Raw genomic sequence first — 18,043 nt, 5'->3', positions numbered from 1 at the left:
GCCCTACGGCGCCGGGATGGTGCGCGGGTCGAACCCGAACGGCAGCTCGAGTCGGTGGGCGGCCATGAGCGCGTCGTCGGTGAGCACGTCGCGTGTGGTGCCGTCGGCCACCACGACGCCGTCGGACAGGACGACCGACCGGGGGCAGAGTTCGTAGGCGTAGGGCAGGTCGTGCGTGACCATGAGCACGGTGACGTCGAGCGAGCGGATGATGTCGGCGAGCTCGCGCCGGGACGCGGGGTCGAGGTTGGAGGAGGGCTCGTCGAGCACGAGCACCTCGGGCTCCATGGCCAGCACCGTGGCGACGGCCACGCGGCGCCGCTGGCCGAACGACAGGTGGTGCGGCGGCCGGTCGATGAAGTCGACCATGCCGACCCGGTCGAGGGCGTCGACGACGCGGCGCTCCAGCTCGGCGCCGCGCAGGCCCAGGTTGGCCGGCCCGAACTCGACGTCGGCGCGGACGCTGGGCATGAACAGCTGGTCGTCGGGGTCCTGGAACACCACGCCGACGCGGCGGCGCACCTCCTGGAGGTTCTCCTTCGCGACCGGCAGTCCGGAGACCGCTACCGAACCCGCGCCGGCGGTGAGGATGCCGTTGAGGTGCAGGACCAGCGTCGTCTTGCCGGCGCCGTTCGGGCCGAGCAGGGCCACCCGCTCGCCGCGGTGCACGTGCAGGTTCACGCCGTACAGCGCCTGGTGGCCGTCGGGGTAGGCGTAGGCGAGCCCGCGGACGTCGAGGACCGGGTCGCTCACAGCGCCACCGCCACGGCGAGGGTCACCAGTGCGGCGGTGGGCAGGGCTGCCGCGAGCCGCCACTGGGCGGACGAGGCGGTGAGGGTGTGGGTCACGGGGAGCCTTCCGGTGTAGCCGCGGGACAGCATGGCGAGGTGGATGCGCTCGCCGCGCTCGTAGGACCGGATGAAGAGCGCCCCCACGGTGGAGGCGAGCGCCGGCCACGACCGCACCGACCGGGCCTGGAACCCGCGCGACTCCCGGGCGATGCGCATCCGCGTCAGCTCGCCGGTGACGACCTCGAGGTAGCGCACCATGAAGCCGAAGATCTGCACGAGCTGCTGCGGCAGGCGCAGGCGCTCGAGCCCCGCCAGCAGGTCGCGCGGCTCGGTGGTCGCGGCCAGGGTCAGGGAGGCCAGCACCCCGAGGGTTCCCTTGGCCAGCAGCGCCCACGACGCCCACAGTCCCGGTTCGGACAGGCTCAGCGGCCCGACCGGCACCCGCGGTCCCGATGCCACGAACGGCAGCAGCGCCGCGAAGACGACGAACGGCACCTCGACGACCATCCGCCTGGCGATGTGGCCGAAGGGCAGCCCGGCGAGGCCGACGACGCCCAGGAGCAGGACGGCATACACCGCGAACGCCCAGGCGTGCTGGCGCGGGGTGGCCACGACGAGGAGCACGAAGGTGACGAGCGCGACGATCTTGGTGTGTGCGGGGAGGTGGTGCACGGGGGAGTGGCCGTGGAAGTGCAGGTGGTGCCCGTGGCTCGCGCCCACCCGACTACCGCCGGTCTTCGCTGGGGCCGTGGCCGCGGCGGCGCAACAGCCAGGCGAGGCCGCCACCGACGAGGCCCACCACGAGGACACCCACGACGCCGGCGAGGCCGCCGGACAGCCGCGCGTTGCCGACCCCGCGAGTGGAGTACCCGGCGAAGGGTGAGCCGTCGGTGGCGTGCCGGCGCCCGGTCGACAGGAACCCGACCTTCTCGGCGACGTAGTTGAGGCCGTCGGGGTGGCTCGAGGCGTAGTAGGACACGACACCGGCGAGGACGAGCGCGACGAGAAGGCCCACCACGACGAGGCGACGCGTGCTGACCGACCTCATGCGCGGACCTCCTCGCGCACGACGAGCTCCCGTTGCTGCAGGACCTTCCGCGCGCCGTGGACGAGGTCGGGGCGCACGGCGACGATCGAGGAGACGGCGAGCGCGGTGATGACGGCCTCGCCGACGCCGATGAGCAGGTGCCAGCCGACCATGGCCGTGGCCAGCCGGTCGAGGGGGATCGGGGCCTGGCCGCCCACGGCGTACAGCGCCACGAACCCCAGTGCCGCAACGGGGACCGACAGGAACGCGCCGACTGCGGCAGCCGGCACCACCATGCCGACGCGGCGGGGCAGCAGCGCCTGCACCCCGCGGAAGGTGAGCCAGCCGACCCACACGCCCACGAGGCCCATCAGGGTGATGTTGGTGCCGATGGCGGTCAGGCCGCCGTCGGCGAACAGCAGGGCCTGCGCCAGCAACACCACCGTGAGGCAGAGCGTGGCCGTGCACGGACCCACGAGCACGGCGGCGAGGGCGCCGCCCAACAGGTGCCCGGACGTGCCCGCGCCGACGGGGAAGTTGAGCATCTGTGTCGCGAACACGAACGCGGCCACGAGCCCGGCCAGCGGTGCGGTGCGGTCGTCCAGCTCGCGGCGGGCGGCCCCGACCAGCGCGCTGACGACGCCGACCGCGGCGACGCCCGCCGTCGCCAGCGAGGTGGGGGCGTCGAGGAAGCCGTCGGGGACGTGCACGGGGACTCCTTGCCGTCGGGTGGCGAACCCGCTGCTGGGATAGGTTTGCGGGAGGACGACATCCACTCTATTGCAAATCGTTTGCAACTACGCGACCCGAGGAGACCCGCCCGTGAGCGAGCGACTGAGCCCCGGCGACGAAGCGCCGGACTTCACGCTGCCCGACGACCAGGGTGGGGAGGTGACCTTGTCCGACCTGCGCGGCCGCAAGGTCATCGTCTACTTCTACCCGGCCGCCATGACACCCGGCTGCACCACCCAGGCGTGCGACTTCAGCGACAACATCAGCTCCCTGCGCGGCGAGGGCTACGAGGTGCTCGGCATCTCGCCCGATGCCCCGGCCAAGCTCGCGAAGTTCCGCGAGAAGGACGGCCTGACGATCACGCTGCTCTCCGACGCCGACCGGGCCGTGATGACGCGCTGGGGAGCGTTCGGCGAGAAGAAGCTCTACGGCAAGACCGTCGAGGGCGTCGTCCGCAGCACGGTCGTGGTCGACGAGCAGGGCCAGGTCTCCCACGCGATGTACAACGTCAAGGCCACCGGCCACGTGGCCAAGCTGCGCCGCGACCTCGGCCTCGCCTGACCCCCGCGGGCATCTCGCCACCACACCGCCCTCCCATCACCATCCAGCCACCCGTAGGAGATCCCGTGAGCGACACGAGCGCCCCGCGTCCGTCCCAGCCCAAGTCGGTCGACCAGATCGAGGCCGACATCGCCGCCGCCCGCGAGCGCCTCGCGGGCACGGTCGACGAGCTGCACACCCGTACCGCGCCGCAGGAGATCGCGCGCCGCCAGGTGCAGTCCGCGCGCGAGAAGTTCACCGAGGCCACCCGCACACCCACGGGTGAGCTGCGTACCGAGCGCGTCGCGGCCCTCGCGGCTGCAGCGGTCGCGCTCATCGGGCTCGGCGCGGTCCGCCGCCGTCGTGGCTGAGGGAGCAGACCGCCTCCCGATCCGCATGCTGCACGACCGGGTGCTGGTCTCCCTCGAGGGCGAGGGTGGCGAGCGCCGGTCCGGTGGCGGGATCGTCATCCCCGCCACCGCCAGCATCGGCCGGCGTCTGGCGTGGGCCACCGTCGTCGCGACCGGCCAGAACGTCCGCCAGGTCGAGGTCGGTGACCGGGTGCTGTTCGACCCGCAGGACCGCGGTGAGGTCGAGCTGCAGTCCAAGGAGTACGTCCTGCTGCGCGAGAAGGACCTGCACGCCGTCGCTGCCGCGCGGGTCAGCGACGGCGGGCAGACTGGCCTCTACCTCTGAGCGGTCGGGAGCCCGGCCTCGCGCCAGGCCCGGAACCCGCCCTCGACGTCGGTGGCGCGGGTGACCCCGAGCCGCAGCAGGGCGTCCGCGGCCAGTGACGAGGTGTAGCCCTCCTGGCACAGCACGAGCACCCGTGTCGCGAATCCGGCGACGGGCAGCCGGGACTCGTGGCGTGGGTCGAAGCGCCACTCCAGCACGTTGCGCTCGACGACGAGCGGGTGCAGGTGCGCCGCGACCTCGCCCTCGGTCGCCCGCTGTGCCGCGGGACGGATGTCCACCAGGACCGCTCGGCCGTAGAGCACCTCCTGGTATGCCGCCCGCACGCTCACCCGGCGCAGCCGGCTGCGGGCGTCGGCCAGCTGGTCGTCGATCCCGGCGTAGGTGGGTGCCAGCCGCCCGCGGCCCGGGTCCCGCGTCACCGGACCGCTGAACAGCCGTGTCTCCCAGTGCGTCTGGATCGTGGGCGCGGCGCTCACGGCGGTCACCACTGCTCACCGGCCTGCTCGACGCCGGTCACCTTCAGCGTCCCGTCGAGGACCGCGTAGCGGGTCAGGCCGCGCAGCGCGGGGGAGTAGACGTGCACCGACAGGGCGGGGACGTCACCGGGGTTGGCGACGTCGTGCACGTGGTGGCTGCCGAACGACCGGCCCTCGCCGCGGGGCAGCAGCCTCTCGTGCGCCCGGCCGCCGGACCAGCTGTGCTCGGCCAGTGTGCCCTCGACGGTGACGAAGGCGCCCTCGGAGCGCAGGTGGTCGTGCCAGCCGGTCGACGTGCCGACCGGCCACGCGATGAGCCAGATCTCGAGGTGCTCGGTGGCGTCGAGGCGGTGCCAGGTGCGCTCGGTGGCGCCGAGGTCGACGTGGCGGTGGAGGTCGGGGTCGGTGGCGAAGAGCTGCGCCGTGCGGAGCAGCTGGCTACGGGTGAAGCGGTTGACGCCGGGGGTGCCGGCGGTGGTCGTGATGGTCATGGTCCTGCTCCTGGTTCGTCGGTGTCTGTGTTGTGCGAGATGGCGCGTGGAGGCTGCGCATTCGCGGACAGACCGACCCCTGGACCAGGAACAGGTCGAGGTGGATGCGGCGGTGTGCCGTGTGGCTGGTGGCCATGGGATGTCTCCGGGGTTCGAGGGACGCGCTCGAGGCGTCGGGGCTGGTGCGGGACGAGGTCAGGCGCAGCAGCAACACCGCATGACGTCGCCGCACATGGGAGCCATGTGCGCGCGCATCACCGCGGTGGTCGAAGACATGGCTCCAGTGCAGCACGCGGCCCCGGCCGTCGTCCACGAGGTACCCGTGGCGTCTCGCCCTCCGAGAAGCGCAGGCCCGACGCCGGTCCCGACACCCGACGCCGGTCCCGACACCCGGCCCCATGCCGACGTCCGGGGCAGGACGCACGAAGGGCCGGTCACAGTGGTGTGACCGGCCCTTCGTGGTGGGTGGTGCGCCATCAGGGACTCGAACCCCGAACCCGCTGATTAAGAGTCAGCTGCTCTGCCAATTGAGCTAATGGCGCGCGAGGAGAGACATTAGCAGGACGATGGCGGCGACGTGAAATCGGCTCCGCTGACGCTCACGACTGCCTCCGTCGGCGGGCTGCGGCGACCAGCGCGGTGCCCGCCGCGACGGCCAGGGCGCCGACCCCGACAGCCAGCCCGAGGCGCAGCCCGGTGCCGTTGCCGGTCCCGGATGCCGTTGCCGCGGAGGCCTTTTCGCTGGACGAGACGCTGGCTGAGGAGCTCGAGGACTGGGGGAGGGGCGTCATGGTCGGCGCGGGCGAGTCGGTGCCCGAAGACGTGGAGGGAGCGCTCGAGGTGGGTGCTGCTGCGGCCAGCCGGAAGGTGCTCGTGTCCGACACCGGGTGCCCGTCCTCGCTGACGACGCGGAAAGCGACCTTGTAGGTGCCGTCAGGCAGCCCCGCGTCGAGGTCGAGGCTGACCTTGGTGCCGTCCACCTTCGCGCGCCCGTTGCCGGCGTCACCTCCGGGGCCGGTCACGGCGACGGTGGCGAAGCTGGAGCTGATGGGCTCGTCGAACGTCAGCACCACCGCGGCCGGCGCCGTGCGCACCGTGGAGCCGTCAGCAGGCGAGACCGACCGCAGCGACGCGTGGGCGTCGGCCCCGAGCGCGGTCACGAGGGAGGACAGCACCCCCAGGAGCAGCCCGAGGACGGCCACCCACACGGTGATGCGGACGGCCCTGTGCTTGCGGTCTGAGTCCATGAACACCGTTCCATCCTGCCTGACGCACTCCGACGTGACGAAGACTCCCGACGTGACGAAGACTCCCGACGTGACGAAGACTCCCGACGTGACGAGGGCCCCCACCTGACGAAGGACGCGAGATGACGAAGGCCCCCGACCGTGACGGTCGGGGGCCTTCGAGTGGGGTGAGCGACGGGGCTTGAACCCGCGACCCCCGCGACCACAACGCGGTGCTCTACCAGCTGAGCTACGCCCACCATGCAACACGACCGGACAAGTCCGGCCGCGGAAGCGACAACCATCGTACCCGTTCCGAAGGGGTGCTCGTGACCACCCCGGCAAGCCGCGGCAGGCCCGTGGTCCGCGCCCGTCAGCCGGGGTCGACCACGTGCCGCGCGGCGATGGCCTTGGCCGTGGCGCTGTCGGGGCCGGGCTGGGGGACGAAGACGGCCTCGCGGTAGTAGCGCAGCTCGGCGATCGACTCGCGGATGTCGGCGAGCGCGCGGTGGCCGCCGGACTTCTTGGGAGAGCTGAAGTAGGCGCGCGGGTACCAGCGGCGGGACAGCTCCTTGATCGAGGAGACGTCGATGATCCGGTAGTGCAGGTGTGCCTCGAGCTCGGCCATGTCGCGGGCGAGGAAGCCGCGGTCGGTGGCGACGGTGTTGCCGCCGAGGGGAGCCTTGCGCGGCTCGGGCACCCACTCGCGCACGTAGGCGAGCACCTGCTCCTGCGCGTCCTGCATGGTCGTGCCGCCCGCCAGCTCCTCGAGCAGGCCCGAGGTGGTGTGCATGTCACGCACGAAGTCGTCCATCTGCTCGAGCGCACCGGCCGGCGGGGCGATGACGACGTCGACGCCGTCGCCGAGCTGGTTGAGCTCGAAGTCGGTGACCAGGGCGGCCACCTCGATGAGGGCGTCGTGCTCGAGGGAGAGCCCGGTCATCTCGCAGTCGATCCAGACGATGCGGTCGTTGATCGAGCGTTCTGTGGGGGTCTGGGTCACCCGCACACCCTACGGCCCACCCGCGACAGGCGCGGGGCGTGCGTCCGGTCGCTGCACTAGCCTGCCGGTCATGACGTGGGGACAGGAGCCTCGGTACGGGGCGGGACCACTGGCCGGGGGGCCGGTCCAGGGTGGTGGGCCGGCCGGTGCGACCGGCCAGGACGGTGTTGCCGGCGGCCCTGGGGTCGGGCGCGGGTCGAGCCGGCGAGCCCTGCGACGCTGGCTCTTCGTGGCGTTCCTCGTCATCGGGTTCGCGCTCGCAGCACTGGTCCTCGTCGCCTACTACGGCGCGACGCTCGGGGTGGTGACCAGCCTGCTGGGGGTGCTGCTCGCGGCCATCCCCCTCGGCATCGTGATCCCGACCTTCCTGTGGCTCGACCGCTTCGAGGCCGAGCCCAAGCGCTACCTGCTCGTTGCCTTCGCGTGGGGAGCGCTCGTCGCGGCGCTGGTGGCGGGGGTCTTCAACACCGGCGCCAACATCGCCTTCCAGGCGGCCACCGGTGGCTCGCAGTCAGCCATGCTCGCGACCGCGGTGTTCTCCGCTCCGCTGGTGGAGGAGGCCTGCAAGGGCCTGCTGGTGCTGCTCATCTGGTGGTTCAGGCGGCGCGAGTTCGACGGGATCATCGACGGCATGGTCTACGCCGGCATCGTCGCGGCCGGTTTCGCCTTCACCGAGAACATCCAGTACCTCGGGATGGCCTACGCCGACGGTGGCGACCAGGCGCTGACGGGCACGTTCATCGCCCGCTGCATCTTCACGCCGTTCGCCCACCCGATGTTCACGGTCTGCACGGGGATCGGTATCGGGATCGCGGCGACCACGCGCAGCCGGGCCCTGAAGGTCCTGGCGCCCGTCGCGGGATACCTGCTCGCGGCGCTCCTGCACGCGATCTGGAACCTCGCCGCCGTCACGGGAGGAGCCGGGCTCGTCACGGTCTACCTCCTCGTCGAGGTGCCGATCTTCCTCGCCTTCGTGGCCCTCGTGGTGTGGGCGCGGCGACGCGAGGGGCGGCTCATCGGCCGCTACCTGAGCGTCTACGCCGATGCCGGGTGGCTGTCGCCGGGCGAGGTGCAGATGCTCTCGACGATGAGGGGCCGCCGTGCCGCCCGGATGTGGGCGCGTTCGGCCGGTCGGAGGTCGCTCGCCGCGATGCGCGGCTTCCAGGACACTGCCAGCGAGCTGGCGCTGCTGCGGGCCCGCATGCACCACAGCGCCGCCGACGCCCAGGCCCTCGAGAGCGAGCGGGACATGCTCGCCGCGCTCACTGCCCGCCGCCGGGAGATGCTCGGCGCGTACTAGGTTGCTGGGCGTGCGCACCCTCGACATCGCCTCGACCATCGGTCCCGACCTCGTTGCCCTGCGGCGCGAGCTGCACCAGGTGCCCGAGCTCGGCCTCGAGCTGCCCCTGACGCAGCGCCTCGTCCTCGACGCCCTCGAGGGCCTCGACCTCGAGGTCACCCTGGGGAAGGGGCTGTCTTCGGTGGTCGCCGTGCTTCGCGGCCGTGGTGGCGACCGCACCGGCGTCGACCGGCCGGTGGTCCTCCTGCGCGGGGACATGGATGCCCTCCCGGTGACCGAGGACCTCGACCTCGAGCACGTGTCGCGGCACCCGGGGCTCATGCACGCCTGCGGCCACGACCTCCACGTCGCCGGCCTCGTCGGCGCGGCACGCATCCTGCACGACCTGCGCGACGAGCTCGAGGGCGACGTCGTGTTCATGTTCCAGCCCGGCGAGGAAGGGCCCGGTGGGGCCGAGCCGATGATCGCCGAAGGGCTGCTCGATGCGGCGGGGCGTCGGGTGGACGCGGCCTACGCCCTGCACGTGTTCTCCTCCGAGCACCCGCTGGGGCAGTGGTTCGGGCGCCCCGGACCGCTCATGGCGGCGGCCGACGAGGTCAAGGTGCGGGTGGTCGGCGAGGGCGGTCACGGGTCGCAGCCGTTCCGGGCCAAGGACCCCATCCCGGTGGCGTGCGAGATCGTCGTGGCCCTGCAGACGCTCGTCACCCGGCAGTTCGACGTCTTCGACCCGGTCGTCATCACGGTGGGCAAGTTCGTGGGCGGCACCAAGGACAACATCATCCCTGACGACGCGGTGTTCGAGGCGACCGTGCGCAGCCTTTCGCCCGAGGCGCGCAAGGCGGTGAGCGGGAAGATCACCCTCCTCGCCGAGCAGCTCGCGGCCGCCCACGGGCTCACCGCCGAGGTCGAGCACCTCCCGGGCTACCCCGTCACGGTCAACGACGAGGACGAGTACGCCTTCGCGAAGGACACGATCGTCGACCTGTTCGGCGCCGACCGCTACACCCACCAGCGCGACCCCGAGATGGGCGCGGAGGACTTCTCGTTCGTCGGCGAGCTCGTGCCGAGCGCCTACGTCAACCTCAGCGCCTGCCCGGTCGCCGACCACGCGTCGGCACCGGACAACCACTCGCCGCGGGCCGACTTCGACGACTCCGTCGTCCCCGACGGGGCGGCCCTGCTCGCCGAGCTCGCACTGCGGCGGACCGCCCAGCTGAGCCGCCGGGCGACCACGGCCTGAGCCGCAGCGGCACCGGGACCGGTGGTGGAGGGGCGCCCCCGGCAGGACTCGAACCTGCGACCTAGAGATTAGAAGGCTCTTGCTCTATCCAGCTGAGCTACGGGGGCAGTGCGCGCACAGTCTAGAGGCGTCCCACGAGCAGGCGCGGTAGGCCGCGGCGCCGGGTCAGAGGTGCAGCGAGTACGCGGCGTGGTGCCAGAGGTGGATCGCTGCGTAGGCGCGCCACGGCGACCACGCGGCGGCCCGGGCCGCCACCTCGCGAGGCGTGGCGAGCTCCAGCGCCTTGCGCAGGACGAGGTCGCCGGCCGGGAAGGCGTCGGGGTCACGCATCGCCCGCATCGCGACGTACTCGACCGTCCACGGGCCGATTCCGGGCAGCGCCAGCAGCTCGCGCCGTACGGGCACCGGGTCGACGCCCGGCGCGACGCGGAGGCCGTCGGCGCACGCCCGAGCGACGGCGACGACGGTGCGGGCGCGCTGCCCGGTGACGCCCACGACAGCCTGCAGCTCTGCGGGGTCGACCGCTGCAAGCGTTGCGGGGCACGGGAACTCGACGAGCCCGGTGACCGCATCGAGCCGTCCCCACCGCTCGACGAGCCGGCCGCCGAACGTGCGAGCGGCGACGAGCGAGACGTGCTGTCCGAGCACCGTCATCACCGTCGACTCGAACCCGTCGAACGACCCCAGGATCCGCAGGCCAGGCTGGGCCGACACCAGCGGCGCGAGGACGGGGTCGTCGCCGAGGTGCAGGGCCACGGCGGACAGGTCGGTCTCGAGGTCGAGCCACCCGCGCACCGACGCGCCGGCTTCGACGAGCGCCTCGGGAGCGCCGTCGCCGTCGACACCCACGACGTCGACGGTGACGTCGTCGGCGCCGAAGACCGCCTCGACGAGCAGCGGCCCCGCGCCCGTGCTCACCAGTCGGGAGTAGGTGCGGGTCGAGGCGTCCACCCGCTCGAGGCCGGGCACCGCGTGGGCCAGCAGGGCGGCGAAGGCCTCCGCCGCGGGGTAGGAGGTGACGGCGGCGACCGTCGTGCGGGTCACGCCTCGCCGCCGAGCGGCATGGTGGCCACCGGTTCGTAGTGGCGCGGCCGGCCCTTCGCCCCCGGCTGCGACGCGAAGAGGGTGACCTCCTTCGCGACCCAGCCCGGTCCCTCGTAGGTGTCCAGGGTGCGCAGCCACCGCGTGGACTCGAACGGCCGGCGCGAGCGGGCCACGGTCAGGTGCGGGTGGAAGGGCCCTCCCTCGGGTGACGCCCCTGCGTGGTTGCAGGCGAGTCGGACGCTTCGGGAGAGCTGGGCCAGTGACTCGAGTGCCGACGGCTCGCCGCCGACCCCCGTCCAGAGCACCCGCGCGTCCTCGGCGTGCGGGAACGCGCCGGCCCCGCGCAGGCTGAGCGCCAGCTCGTCGCGCGCCGCGGCTGCCGCGGCGACGGCCTCGGCGACCTCGTCGACCCGCTGGGCCGGGACCTCGGCCATGAACGCGAGGGTCACGTGCCACAGGCTCGGGTCGACCCAGCGCAGGTCCCGGCCCGCGTCCCGCCGTGGCTCGAGGAAGTCGCCCAGGTCCTCGAGGGCCGGCTCCGGCGGGACGAGGGCGGCGAAGATGCGCATGGCGCCATTCTGGAGGCCGGGACGAGCGGGTCGCCGCCGGGCTAGATTTGGCCCGGGAGGAAGGGGTGGACCGTGGCTTCACCAGTGCGCAGCCTGTCGGTGCCGAGGACGTGGTTCCTCACCGTGCGCGCCGTCGAGGTCGCGGTGCTCGTGCTCGTCGCGAGCACCCTGCAGGAGCTGTGGCTCACCTGGCGCGCCAGCGTGCAGTACTCCTCCCCGGACGGCGCCCCGGCGTCCCCGTCGTTCATGGACAGGGTCACCGGTATGGCGCTGTACGGCGGCTTTCGCGGCCCCATCGCGCTGGTCGCAGGGTCGCTGCTGCTGGCCGTCTGCCTCGCGGTCCTGCACCGCGCCGGCCCCGTCACCAACGCCCGGGTGGTGCGCTGGGAGTGGCTCGTCCTCTGGGGGGTCCAGGCCGTCGTGGCGCTCGGCCTGGTGGCCCTGGGGGTGCTCGCGCTGTTCGGTGATGACCCGTTCAGCTCCGACGACCCCTCGGTCGTGTCCGGCTACCAGGGCCCGGGGCTGGTGGCACAGGTGCTCGGCAACCTTGCGTGGCCGTTGGCATCGCTGGTCCTGCTGGCCCCGAGCGGCCTGTGGTGGCTGCGGCTGCCGGCGGAGTTCGAGGAGCCGGAAGGGGACAGGGCGACGGGGGAGAGGACGAGGAGGGCCGGTGCCGAGCCGGCCGGCGCCTGGACCGTCGAGCGAGCGTGCGACGACGACGCCATCGTGCTCGACGGCGTCGAGCACATCCCTGCCGTCGAGCGCCTCGAGCCGCGGCCCTCGGGGCGCGGCGACGGGTCCAGCGCGAGTGGTTACGAGGACTACTTCCGCCGTTCCTAGGTCGCAGGTCCACGCAGGACCTTGCGGACCTCGATCTTGCAGCTCCGGACCGGTCTGTCGCGGCCGGTGGCATGTGGTCGGGTTCGTTAGGCTTGCGCCGTGATTTCCAGTGACGACGCCATGTCGATGTTGGGCGCCGTGACGACCCTCCGCGAGGAGGTGGCCCGGGCCGAGCTGCCCCTCGACATCCCGGGAGTGACTGCCGGAAGGGGGACGCGCGAGGCGCTGCTCAAGCAGCTCGACGACTACGTCATCCCGCGTCTGCGCTCGCTGGACGCCCCGCTGCTGGCCGTCGTCGGCGGCTCCACGGGCGCCGGCAAGTCGACGCTGGTCAACTCCATCGTCGACGACGAGGTGAGCCGCTCCGGCGTCCTGCGCCCCACGACCACCACCCCGGTGCTGGTGCACCACCCCCAGGACGAGCGCTGGTTCCTCGACGACCGCATCCTCCCCGGGCTGCACCGGGTCACCGGCGCACCGTCGACGTCCAAGGGGACTGCGTCGGGCACGGCGAGCGGCGCGGCGCCCAGCACATCGACTGGCACGGCGACGGAGGCCTCGATGCGGCTGGTCAGGTCCAGCTCGCTGCCCCCGGGCATGGCCCTGCTGGACGCCCCCGACATCGACTCGGTGGTCAGCGCCAACCGCGCCCTCGCAGCTCAGCTGCTCGCCGCTGCCGACCTCTGGCTCTTCGTCACCACAGCAGCCCGCTACGCCGACGCCGTGCCGTGGGACCTGCTGCGGCAGGCGTCCGAGCGCGGCACCGCGGTCGCGATCGTCCTCGACCGCGTGCCGCCCGAGGCGATGGCCGACATCCGCAGCCACCTCGCGGGCATGCTCCGCGAGCAGGGCCTTTCCACGGCGCCGATCTTCGGCATCCCCGAGGCCGCCCTCACCGCCCAGGGCCGGCTGCCCGAGACCGACGTGGCCCGCCTCCGCTCGTGGCTCACCGCCCTGGCCAGCGACGCCCGCGCCCGCTCGGTCATCGTCAGGCAGACCCTCGAGGGCGCGCTCGGCTCGCTCGACCAGCGCGCCGGCCTCCTCGCGACCGCGACGGCCGAGCAGCACGCGGCGGTGGCCGCGCTGCACGACGCGGCTGACGCCGCATACCGCGACGCCGTGCGGGCCGTGGAGCAGGGCGTGACCGACGGGACCCTGCTGCGCGGCGAGGTGCTGGCCCGGTGGCAGGAGTACGTCGGCACCGGCGAGTTCTTCAAGCAGGTCGAGTCGACGATCTCCAGGGTCCGTGACCGGGTCACCGCGGCCATTAAGGGCAACCCGCCGCCGTCCGGCGATCTCGGCGAGGCCCTGCAGTCGGGGGTCGCGGCTCTGATCCAGTCCCAGGGCGAGGGCGCCGCCGCCACCGTGGCCCGCCGGTGGCGACAGCTGCCCGGTGGTGACGCGCTGCTGCAGTCGCACTCCGCGGTCGCGAAGCCGTCGGCGGACTTCACCGCCGCGACCGAGCGCCTCGTCCGCGACTGGCAGGGCGAGCTGCTTGACCTCGTCCGCAGCGAGGGCAAGGACCGGCGCACGACGGCACGCATCGCGGCCTACGGGCTCAACGGGATCGGCGTGGTCCTGATGCTCATCGTGTTCGCCCACACCGGGGGCCTGCTCGCCGGCGCGGAGGTCGGCATCGCCGGCGGCACCGCGGTCCTGGCGCAGAAGGTGCTCGAGGCGATCTTCGGTGACCAGGCGGTGCGCGAGATGGCGGCCACCGCCCGCAAGCGGCTGCTCGAGCGGGTGCGCGACCTGTACGCCGCGGAGCAGCAGAGGTACGACGAGGCCCTCCGGGGCGTGGACATCCAGGCAGGCCGGGCCGAGCGCCTGGCTGATGCTGCAGCAGCGGTAAAGGCGGTTCGATGAGCCCGTTGGTGATGGGCAGGACCAAGGTCAAGGGGATCACGGTCGAAGAGCTCAGGGACCGCTCGACGGCCCTCACGTCGGCGCTCGAGTCCGGCGGGAAGCAGCTCGACCCCGCCCGGGTGCAGGACGCGTCGGCCGTCGTCGACAAGGTCGCCGAGCGCACCTCGAAGACGGGCAACCACACCGTCGTCGCGCTCGCCGGGGCCACGGGCTCGGGCAAGTCGAGCCTGTTCAACGCCCTGGTCGGCGATCAGGTGGCCGTCGTCGGTGCACGCCGCCCGACGACCGCGCACCCGGTCGCCGCGGTGTGGGGGGAGGAGGACGCCGGCGAGCTGCTCGACTGGCTCTCGGTGCGCCAGCGCCACCACGTGCCCCCGTCCGCAACCGGGTCGCTCGGCCTCCCGGGCGGCCAGGCGTGGAACCTCGACGGCCTCGTGCTGCTCGACCTGCCCGACTTCGACTCCCGCGTCGAGTCCCACCGCGTCGAGTCCGAGCGCGTCCTGGAGCTCGTCGACGTGTTCGTCTGGGTCACCGACCCGCAGAAGTACGCCGACGCCCGGCTGCACGACGACTTCCTCAAGGTGCTCTCCATGCACGGTGCGGTGACGGTCGTGGTGCTCAACCAGGCCGACCGGCTCACCCCCGACGCCCTCTCGCAGGTGCGGGGCGACCTCGCCCGCCTGGCCGAGGCCGACGGCATCGGTGGGGTCCAGGTCATCGCCACGTCCGCGACGACGCGAGCCGGGGTCGAGGAGCTCGGCATGCGCCTCGCCACCGCGGTCGCCGCCCAGAACGCCGCCACGGCCCGGCTCGCCGCCGACATCCGCGCCACCGCAGGACGGTTGCGCACCGACGTCGCCGACTCGGAGCCGTCGGTGGCCGAGCAGGTCGACGCCGAGCTGGTCGACGCGCTGTCGCGGGCAGCCGGCATCCCGACCGTCGTCGCCGCCGTCGAGCGCGACTACCGCAACCAGGCCTGGAGCCGGACGGGGTGGCCCTTCACCCGTTGGGTGCAGGGCCTGCGACCTGACCCCATGAAGCGGCTGCGCCTCAACACCCGGGACGCGGTGGAGGAGAAGCTCGCAGTCACGGCGGGCGACGTGCGCTCGGTACTCGGCCGGTCGTCCCTTCCGCCGGCGACCCCTGCCGCCCGGGCCTCTGTCGACCTCGCCACCCGGCGGGTCGGCGACCGCGCCGGGCAGGGTCTGCCGGCACGATGGGCCGAAGCGGTCTCCGACGCGGCGACGCCCCCGGGTCCGGAGCTCGCCGACGCGCTGGACCAGGCCGTCGTGGGCACCTCGCTGCGCGCTCGGGCCCCCATGTGGTGGCGGGCGTTCGGGCTCGCCCAGCTGGTCCTCGCCCTCATTGCTGTGCTGGGCCTCGGCTGGCTCGTCGTGCTGGTCGTGCTCGGCTGGCTGGCGCTGCCCGACGTCGACACGCCTTCCCTGGGGCCGGTGCCGTGGCCGCTGCTCATGTTCGCCGGGGGAGTGGTGCTCGGCGTGGCGCTGGCCGCCCTCGCCCGCTACCTCGCCGTCATCGGAGCACGCCGCCGGGGCCAGCAGATCCGCGCCCGCCTGCTGGAGGCGGTGTCCGGCGTCGCCGCCGAGCGCATCGTCGCCCCGGTGCGCGCTGTCCTCGCGCGGCACCGGACCGCGCGGGAGGGGCTGGAGCGCGCAGCCGCCTGACGCCTCATGCGTGACGTCTGACACCGGACTGGCTGGGTCTGAGGTCGTCCGGGCGGTTCGTCCACAGGTCGGGCCGGTCGGACGGGACGTCCACAGGGCTTCCTGGCTGTCCTTCTCCCCTCGGTCCGCTGCGGCGACGCTTGCCTGCGACCCCGGCAGTCGGGGACGGACACAGACGAGGTGAGCGAGAGATGAACGAGATCTACACGACGGTCATGGGCCGGTTGGTGGCCAACCCGGAGTCGCGGACCACGCGCGGCGGGGTGCCCTTCACGGCGTTCCGACTGGCGTCGACGGTGCGCCGGCCCAACCCGCAGACGCGGGAGTACGAGGACGGGCCGACGAACTTCTTCAACGTCACCGCCTTCCGGACCCTCGGGGCCAACGTCGGCAACTCCCTGGGCAAGGGCGACCCGGTCATCGTCTACGGCCGCATGCGCGTCAACCAGTGGATGCGCAGCGACAACATCCCCGCGACGTCGGTGGAGATCGACGCCTACAGCGTCGGTCACGACCTGACCTGGGGGACCACCTCGCTGGTCAAGGTGTCGCGAGCCCAGGTGGACCAGTCCGACAGGCTCTCCGACGACGCGGTCCAGTCGGTGCACGCCGAGCTCGAGGGATACAGCCCGGGGGACCCGGAGACCGACGAGTACGAGGTCGTGCCCCAGCCCTCGGGGCTGGTCACCCAGGAGGACGACGAGCGCGAGCTCGCGACGGTGTCGGCTCCCGCCTGACACGGATTCGGGCGTGGGGGCGGCGGCCGTTAGCCTTGCCCCCATGCCCGAGTTCATCTACGTCATGTCGAAGGCCCGCAAGGCCCACGGCGACAAGGTCATCCTCGATGACGTCACCATCTCCTTCTACCCCGGTGCCAAGATCGGCGTGGTGGGACCCAACGGAGCCGGCAAGTCCTCGGTCCTGAAGATCATGGCCGGGCTCGACCAGCCCTCCAACGGCGACGCTCGACTGACCCCGGGATACTCCGTCGGCATCCTCATGCAGGAGCCCGAGCTCAACGAGGACAAGACCGTCCTCGGCAACGTCGAGGAGGGCGCCGGCGAGATCAAGGCGAAGCTCGACCGCTACAACGCGATCTCCGCGGAGATGGCCGAGCCGGACGCCGACTTCGATGCGCTGATGGAGGAGATGGGCAAGCTCCAGGAGGCCATCGACGCCGCCGACGCCTGGGACCTCGACTCCCAGCTCGAGCAGGCCATGGACGCGCTGCGCTGTCCGCCGCCGGACGCCGACGTCACTGTCCTCTCCGGTGGCGAGCGCCGCCGTGTCGCACTGTGCAAGCTGCTCCTGCAGAAGCCCGACCTCCTGCTGCTCGACGAGCCCACGAACCACCTCGACGCCGAGTCGGTCCTGTGGCTCGAGCAGCACCTCGCGGCCTACCACGGCGCCGTCGTCGCGGTGACCCACGACCGCTACTTCATGGACAACGTCGCCCAGTGGATCCTCGAGCTCGACCGCGGCCGCGCCTACCCCTACGAGGGCAACTACTCGACCTACCTCGAGAAGAAGCGGGCGCGCCTGGAGGTCCAGGGCAAGAAGGACGCCAAGCTGGCCAAGCGCCTCGCGACCGAGCTCGAGTGGGTCCGCTCCAACGCCAAGGCCCGCCAGGTGAAGTCCAAGGCCCGTCTGGCCCGCTACGAGGAGATGGCCGCCGAGGCCGACCGCACCCGCAAGCTCGACTTCGACGAGATCCAGATCCCGCCGGGTCCGCGCCTCGGCTCGACGGTCATCGAGGTCAACAACCTCAGGAAGGGCTTCGGCGACCGGGTCCTCATCGACGGCCTGTCCTTCACCTTGCCGCGCAACGGCATCGTCGGCGTCATCGGCCCCAACGGCGTGGGCAAGACCACGCTGTTCAAGACCATCGTGGGGCTCGAGGAGCCCGACAGCGGTTCGGTCAAGGTCGGCGAGACGGTCAAGATGTCCTACGTCGACCAGAGCCGCGCGGGCCTCGACCCGAAGAAGAACCTCTGGGAGACCGTGTCCGACGGCCTCGACCACATCCAGGTCGGCCAGGTCGAGATCCCGTCGCGCGCCTACGTGTCGCAGTTCGGGTTCAAGGGCCCGGACCAGCAGAAGATGACCGGCGTGCTCTCCGGTGGCGAGCGCAACCGCCTCAACCTCGCGCTCACCCTCAAGCAGGGCGGCAACCTGCTGCTGCTCGACGAGCCGACCAACGACCTCGACGTCGAGACCCTCGGCTCCCTCGAGAACGCCCTGCTCGACTTCCCCGGCTGCGCCGTGGTCATCAGCCACGACCGGTGGTTCCTCGACCGGGTGGCGACGCACATCCTCGCCTATGAGGGCACCGAGGAGAACCCGAGCGCCTGGTACTGGTTCGAGGGCAACTTCGAGTCCTACGAGGCCAACAAGATCGAGCGCCTCGGCGCCGATGCGGCCCGGCCGCACCGGGTGACCTACCGCAAGCTCACCCGCGACTGACCGCGGCTTTCCGAGGCCACACGACGCGGACGACGCGCGACGACCGAACAGGTC

At 72.4% G+C, this 18,043-nt stretch carries 20 protein-coding genes and 3 tRNA genes; 10 read left to right on the top strand and 13 right to left on the bottom strand.

Going from position 1 to position 18,043, the window contains the following annotated elements; all coding sequences use genetic code 11:
- Positions 1-3: 3 nt before the first annotated feature.
- From AB4Z02_RS14755 to AB4Z02_RS14740, 4 genes are read right to left on the bottom strand one after another with little or no spacing between them, the layout of a single operon-like run.
- Positions 4-753, bottom strand: coding sequence for an energy-coupling factor ABC transporter ATP-binding protein (locus tag AB4Z02_RS14755; RefSeq protein WP_056884794.1), 750 nt, complete (start codon positions 751-753; stop codon positions 4-6).
- Positions 750-1,511 (bottom strand): cobalt ECF transporter T component CbiQ, encoded by a 762-nt coding sequence (gene cbiQ / locus AB4Z02_RS14750; RefSeq protein WP_441971835.1) that lies wholly within the window; start codon positions 1,509-1,511, stop codon positions 750-752. The genes AB4Z02_RS14755 and cbiQ overlap by 4 nt, the downstream gene beginning before the upstream one ends.
- Before the next feature lie 4 nt (positions 1,512-1,515).
- A complete protein-coding gene (locus AB4Z02_RS14745; protein ID WP_056884792.1) occupies positions 1,516-1,839 on the bottom strand; it encodes a PDGLE domain-containing protein in 324 nt (107 codons plus the stop codon).
- The gene (locus AB4Z02_RS14740) at positions 1,836-2,528 is read right to left on the bottom strand and encodes an energy-coupling factor ABC transporter permease (protein ID WP_056884791.1); all 693 of its coding nucleotides are present in this window, start codon (positions 2,526-2,528) and stop codon (positions 1,836-1,838) included. Before AB4Z02_RS14740 ends, AB4Z02_RS14745 begins: the two co-directional genes overlap by 4 nt.
- A gap of 112 nt (positions 2,529-2,640) precedes the next feature.
- Between AB4Z02_RS14740 and bcp the strand changes: the two genes are divergently transcribed.
- The 3 genes from bcp (at position 2,641) to AB4Z02_RS14725 (ending at position 3,786) form a co-directional block, all read left to right on the top strand.
- Positions 2,641-3,111, top strand: a complete 471-nt coding sequence (gene bcp, locus AB4Z02_RS14735) for a thioredoxin-dependent thiol peroxidase (RefSeq protein ID WP_441971832.1) — start codon at positions 2,641-2,643, stop codon at positions 3,109-3,111.
- Between the two features lie 65 nt (positions 3,112-3,176).
- Entirely contained in the window at positions 3,177-3,461 is a 285-nt protein-coding gene (locus AB4Z02_RS14730; RefSeq protein ID WP_056884789.1) for a DUF3618 domain-containing protein, read from the top strand.
- 25 nt (positions 3,462-3,486) lie between these two features.
- A complete protein-coding gene (locus AB4Z02_RS14725) occupies positions 3,487-3,786 on the top strand; it encodes a GroES family chaperonin (protein ID WP_056884788.1) in 300 nt (99 codons plus the stop codon).
- On the opposite strand, the gene AB4Z02_RS14720 is transcribed toward AB4Z02_RS14725, so the two are convergent.
- The 6 genes from AB4Z02_RS14720 to orn all read right to left on the bottom strand — a co-directional run bounded on the left by AB4Z02_RS14720 (position 3,777) and on the right by orn (position 6,982).
- Positions 3,777-4,262, bottom strand: a complete 486-nt coding sequence (locus tag AB4Z02_RS14720; RefSeq protein ID WP_369818931.1) for a rhodanese-like domain-containing protein — start codon at positions 4,260-4,262, stop codon at positions 3,777-3,779. The two genes, AB4Z02_RS14725 and AB4Z02_RS14720, sit on opposite strands and share 10 nt — an antisense overlap.
- A 5-nt stretch (positions 4,263-4,267) precedes the next feature.
- On the bottom strand, positions 4,268-4,753 hold the full coding sequence (locus AB4Z02_RS14715) for a cysteine dioxygenase (RefSeq protein ID WP_056884787.1): 486 nt from the start codon (positions 4,751-4,753) through the stop codon (positions 4,268-4,270).
- A gap of 466 nt (positions 4,754-5,219) precedes the next feature.
- Positions 5,220-5,295 (bottom strand) — tRNA-Lys (locus AB4Z02_RS14710).
- Between the two features lie 57 nt (positions 5,296-5,352).
- Positions 5,353-6,000, bottom strand: coding sequence for a copper resistance CopC family protein (locus AB4Z02_RS14705; protein ID WP_441971830.1), 648 nt, complete (start codon positions 5,998-6,000; stop codon positions 5,353-5,355).
- A 163-nt stretch (positions 6,001-6,163) separates the two neighbouring features.
- Positions 6,164-6,239: transfer RNA gene (locus AB4Z02_RS14700), tRNA-His, on the bottom strand.
- Between the two features lie 113 nt (positions 6,240-6,352).
- Positions 6,353-6,982 (bottom strand): oligoribonuclease, encoded by a 630-nt coding sequence (gene orn, locus AB4Z02_RS14695; RefSeq protein ID WP_255353859.1) that lies wholly within the window; start codon positions 6,980-6,982, stop codon positions 6,353-6,355.
- 70 nt (positions 6,983-7,052) lie between these two features.
- On the opposite strand from orn, the gene AB4Z02_RS14690 reads away from it, so the two are divergent.
- Together AB4Z02_RS14690 and AB4Z02_RS14685 are read left to right on the top strand one after the other, a co-directional pair.
- Positions 7,053-8,282, top strand: a complete 1,230-nt coding sequence (locus AB4Z02_RS14690) for a PrsW family intramembrane metalloprotease (RefSeq protein ID WP_082590895.1) — start codon at positions 7,053-7,055, stop codon at positions 8,280-8,282.
- A 10-nt stretch (positions 8,283-8,292) separates the two neighbouring features.
- Entirely contained in the window at positions 8,293-9,522 is a 1,230-nt protein-coding gene (locus tag AB4Z02_RS14685; RefSeq protein ID WP_441971827.1) for a M20 metallopeptidase family protein, read from the top strand.
- Positions 9,523-9,555: 33 nt separating this feature from the next.
- Here the strand turns inward: AB4Z02_RS14685 and AB4Z02_RS14680 are convergent.
- The 3 genes from AB4Z02_RS14680 to thpR form a co-directional block, all read right to left on the bottom strand.
- A tRNA-Arg gene (locus AB4Z02_RS14680) sits at positions 9,556-9,629 on the bottom strand.
- A 58-nt stretch (positions 9,630-9,687) separates the two neighbouring features.
- Complete coding sequence (locus AB4Z02_RS14675) at positions 9,688-10,566, bottom strand: DNA-3-methyladenine glycosylase 2 (protein WP_441971826.1); 879 nt, start codon at positions 10,564-10,566, stop codon at positions 9,688-9,690.
- On the bottom strand, positions 10,563-11,135 hold the full coding sequence (gene thpR, locus AB4Z02_RS14670) for an RNA 2',3'-cyclic phosphodiesterase (RefSeq protein WP_441971824.1): 573 nt from the start codon (positions 11,133-11,135) through the stop codon (positions 10,563-10,565). The genes AB4Z02_RS14675 and thpR overlap by 4 nt, the downstream gene beginning before the upstream one ends.
- A gap of 72 nt (positions 11,136-11,207) precedes the next feature.
- Here thpR and AB4Z02_RS14665 point away from each other — a divergent pair, with 72 nt between their 5' ends.
- The 5 genes from AB4Z02_RS14665 (at position 11,208) to ettA (ending at position 17,989) form a co-directional block, all read left to right on the top strand.
- Positions 11,208-11,975, top strand: coding sequence for a hypothetical protein (locus tag AB4Z02_RS14665; protein WP_441971822.1), 768 nt, complete (start codon positions 11,208-11,210; stop codon positions 11,973-11,975).
- Positions 11,976-12,095: 120 nt separating this feature from the next.
- Positions 12,096-13,841 (top strand): dynamin family protein, encoded by a 1,746-nt coding sequence (locus AB4Z02_RS14660; protein WP_441971858.1) that lies wholly within the window; start codon positions 12,096-12,098, stop codon positions 13,839-13,841.
- Positions 13,838-15,526 (top strand): GTPase, encoded by a 1,689-nt coding sequence (locus AB4Z02_RS14655; protein ID WP_441971820.1) that lies wholly within the window; start codon positions 13,838-13,840, stop codon positions 15,524-15,526. The genes AB4Z02_RS14660 and AB4Z02_RS14655 overlap by 4 nt, the downstream gene beginning before the upstream one ends.
- Before the next feature lie 191 nt (positions 15,527-15,717).
- Positions 15,718-16,263, top strand: coding sequence for a single-stranded DNA-binding protein (locus AB4Z02_RS14650; protein ID WP_056884780.1), 546 nt, complete (start codon positions 15,718-15,720; stop codon positions 16,261-16,263).
- Between the two features lie 43 nt (positions 16,264-16,306).
- Positions 16,307-17,989, top strand: a complete 1,683-nt coding sequence (gene ettA / locus AB4Z02_RS14645; RefSeq protein ID WP_441971819.1) for an energy-dependent translational throttle protein EttA — start codon at positions 16,307-16,309, stop codon at positions 17,987-17,989.
- The last annotated feature ends 54 nt before the right edge of the window (positions 17,990-18,043 follow it).

The sequence above is a fragment of the Pedococcus sp. 2YAF34 genome (genome assembly GCF_052114585.1).
GTDB lineage: Bacteria > Actinomycetota > Actinomycetes > Actinomycetales > Dermatophilaceae > Pedococcus.
This window is presented reverse-complemented; position numbering and strand designations above follow the sequence as displayed.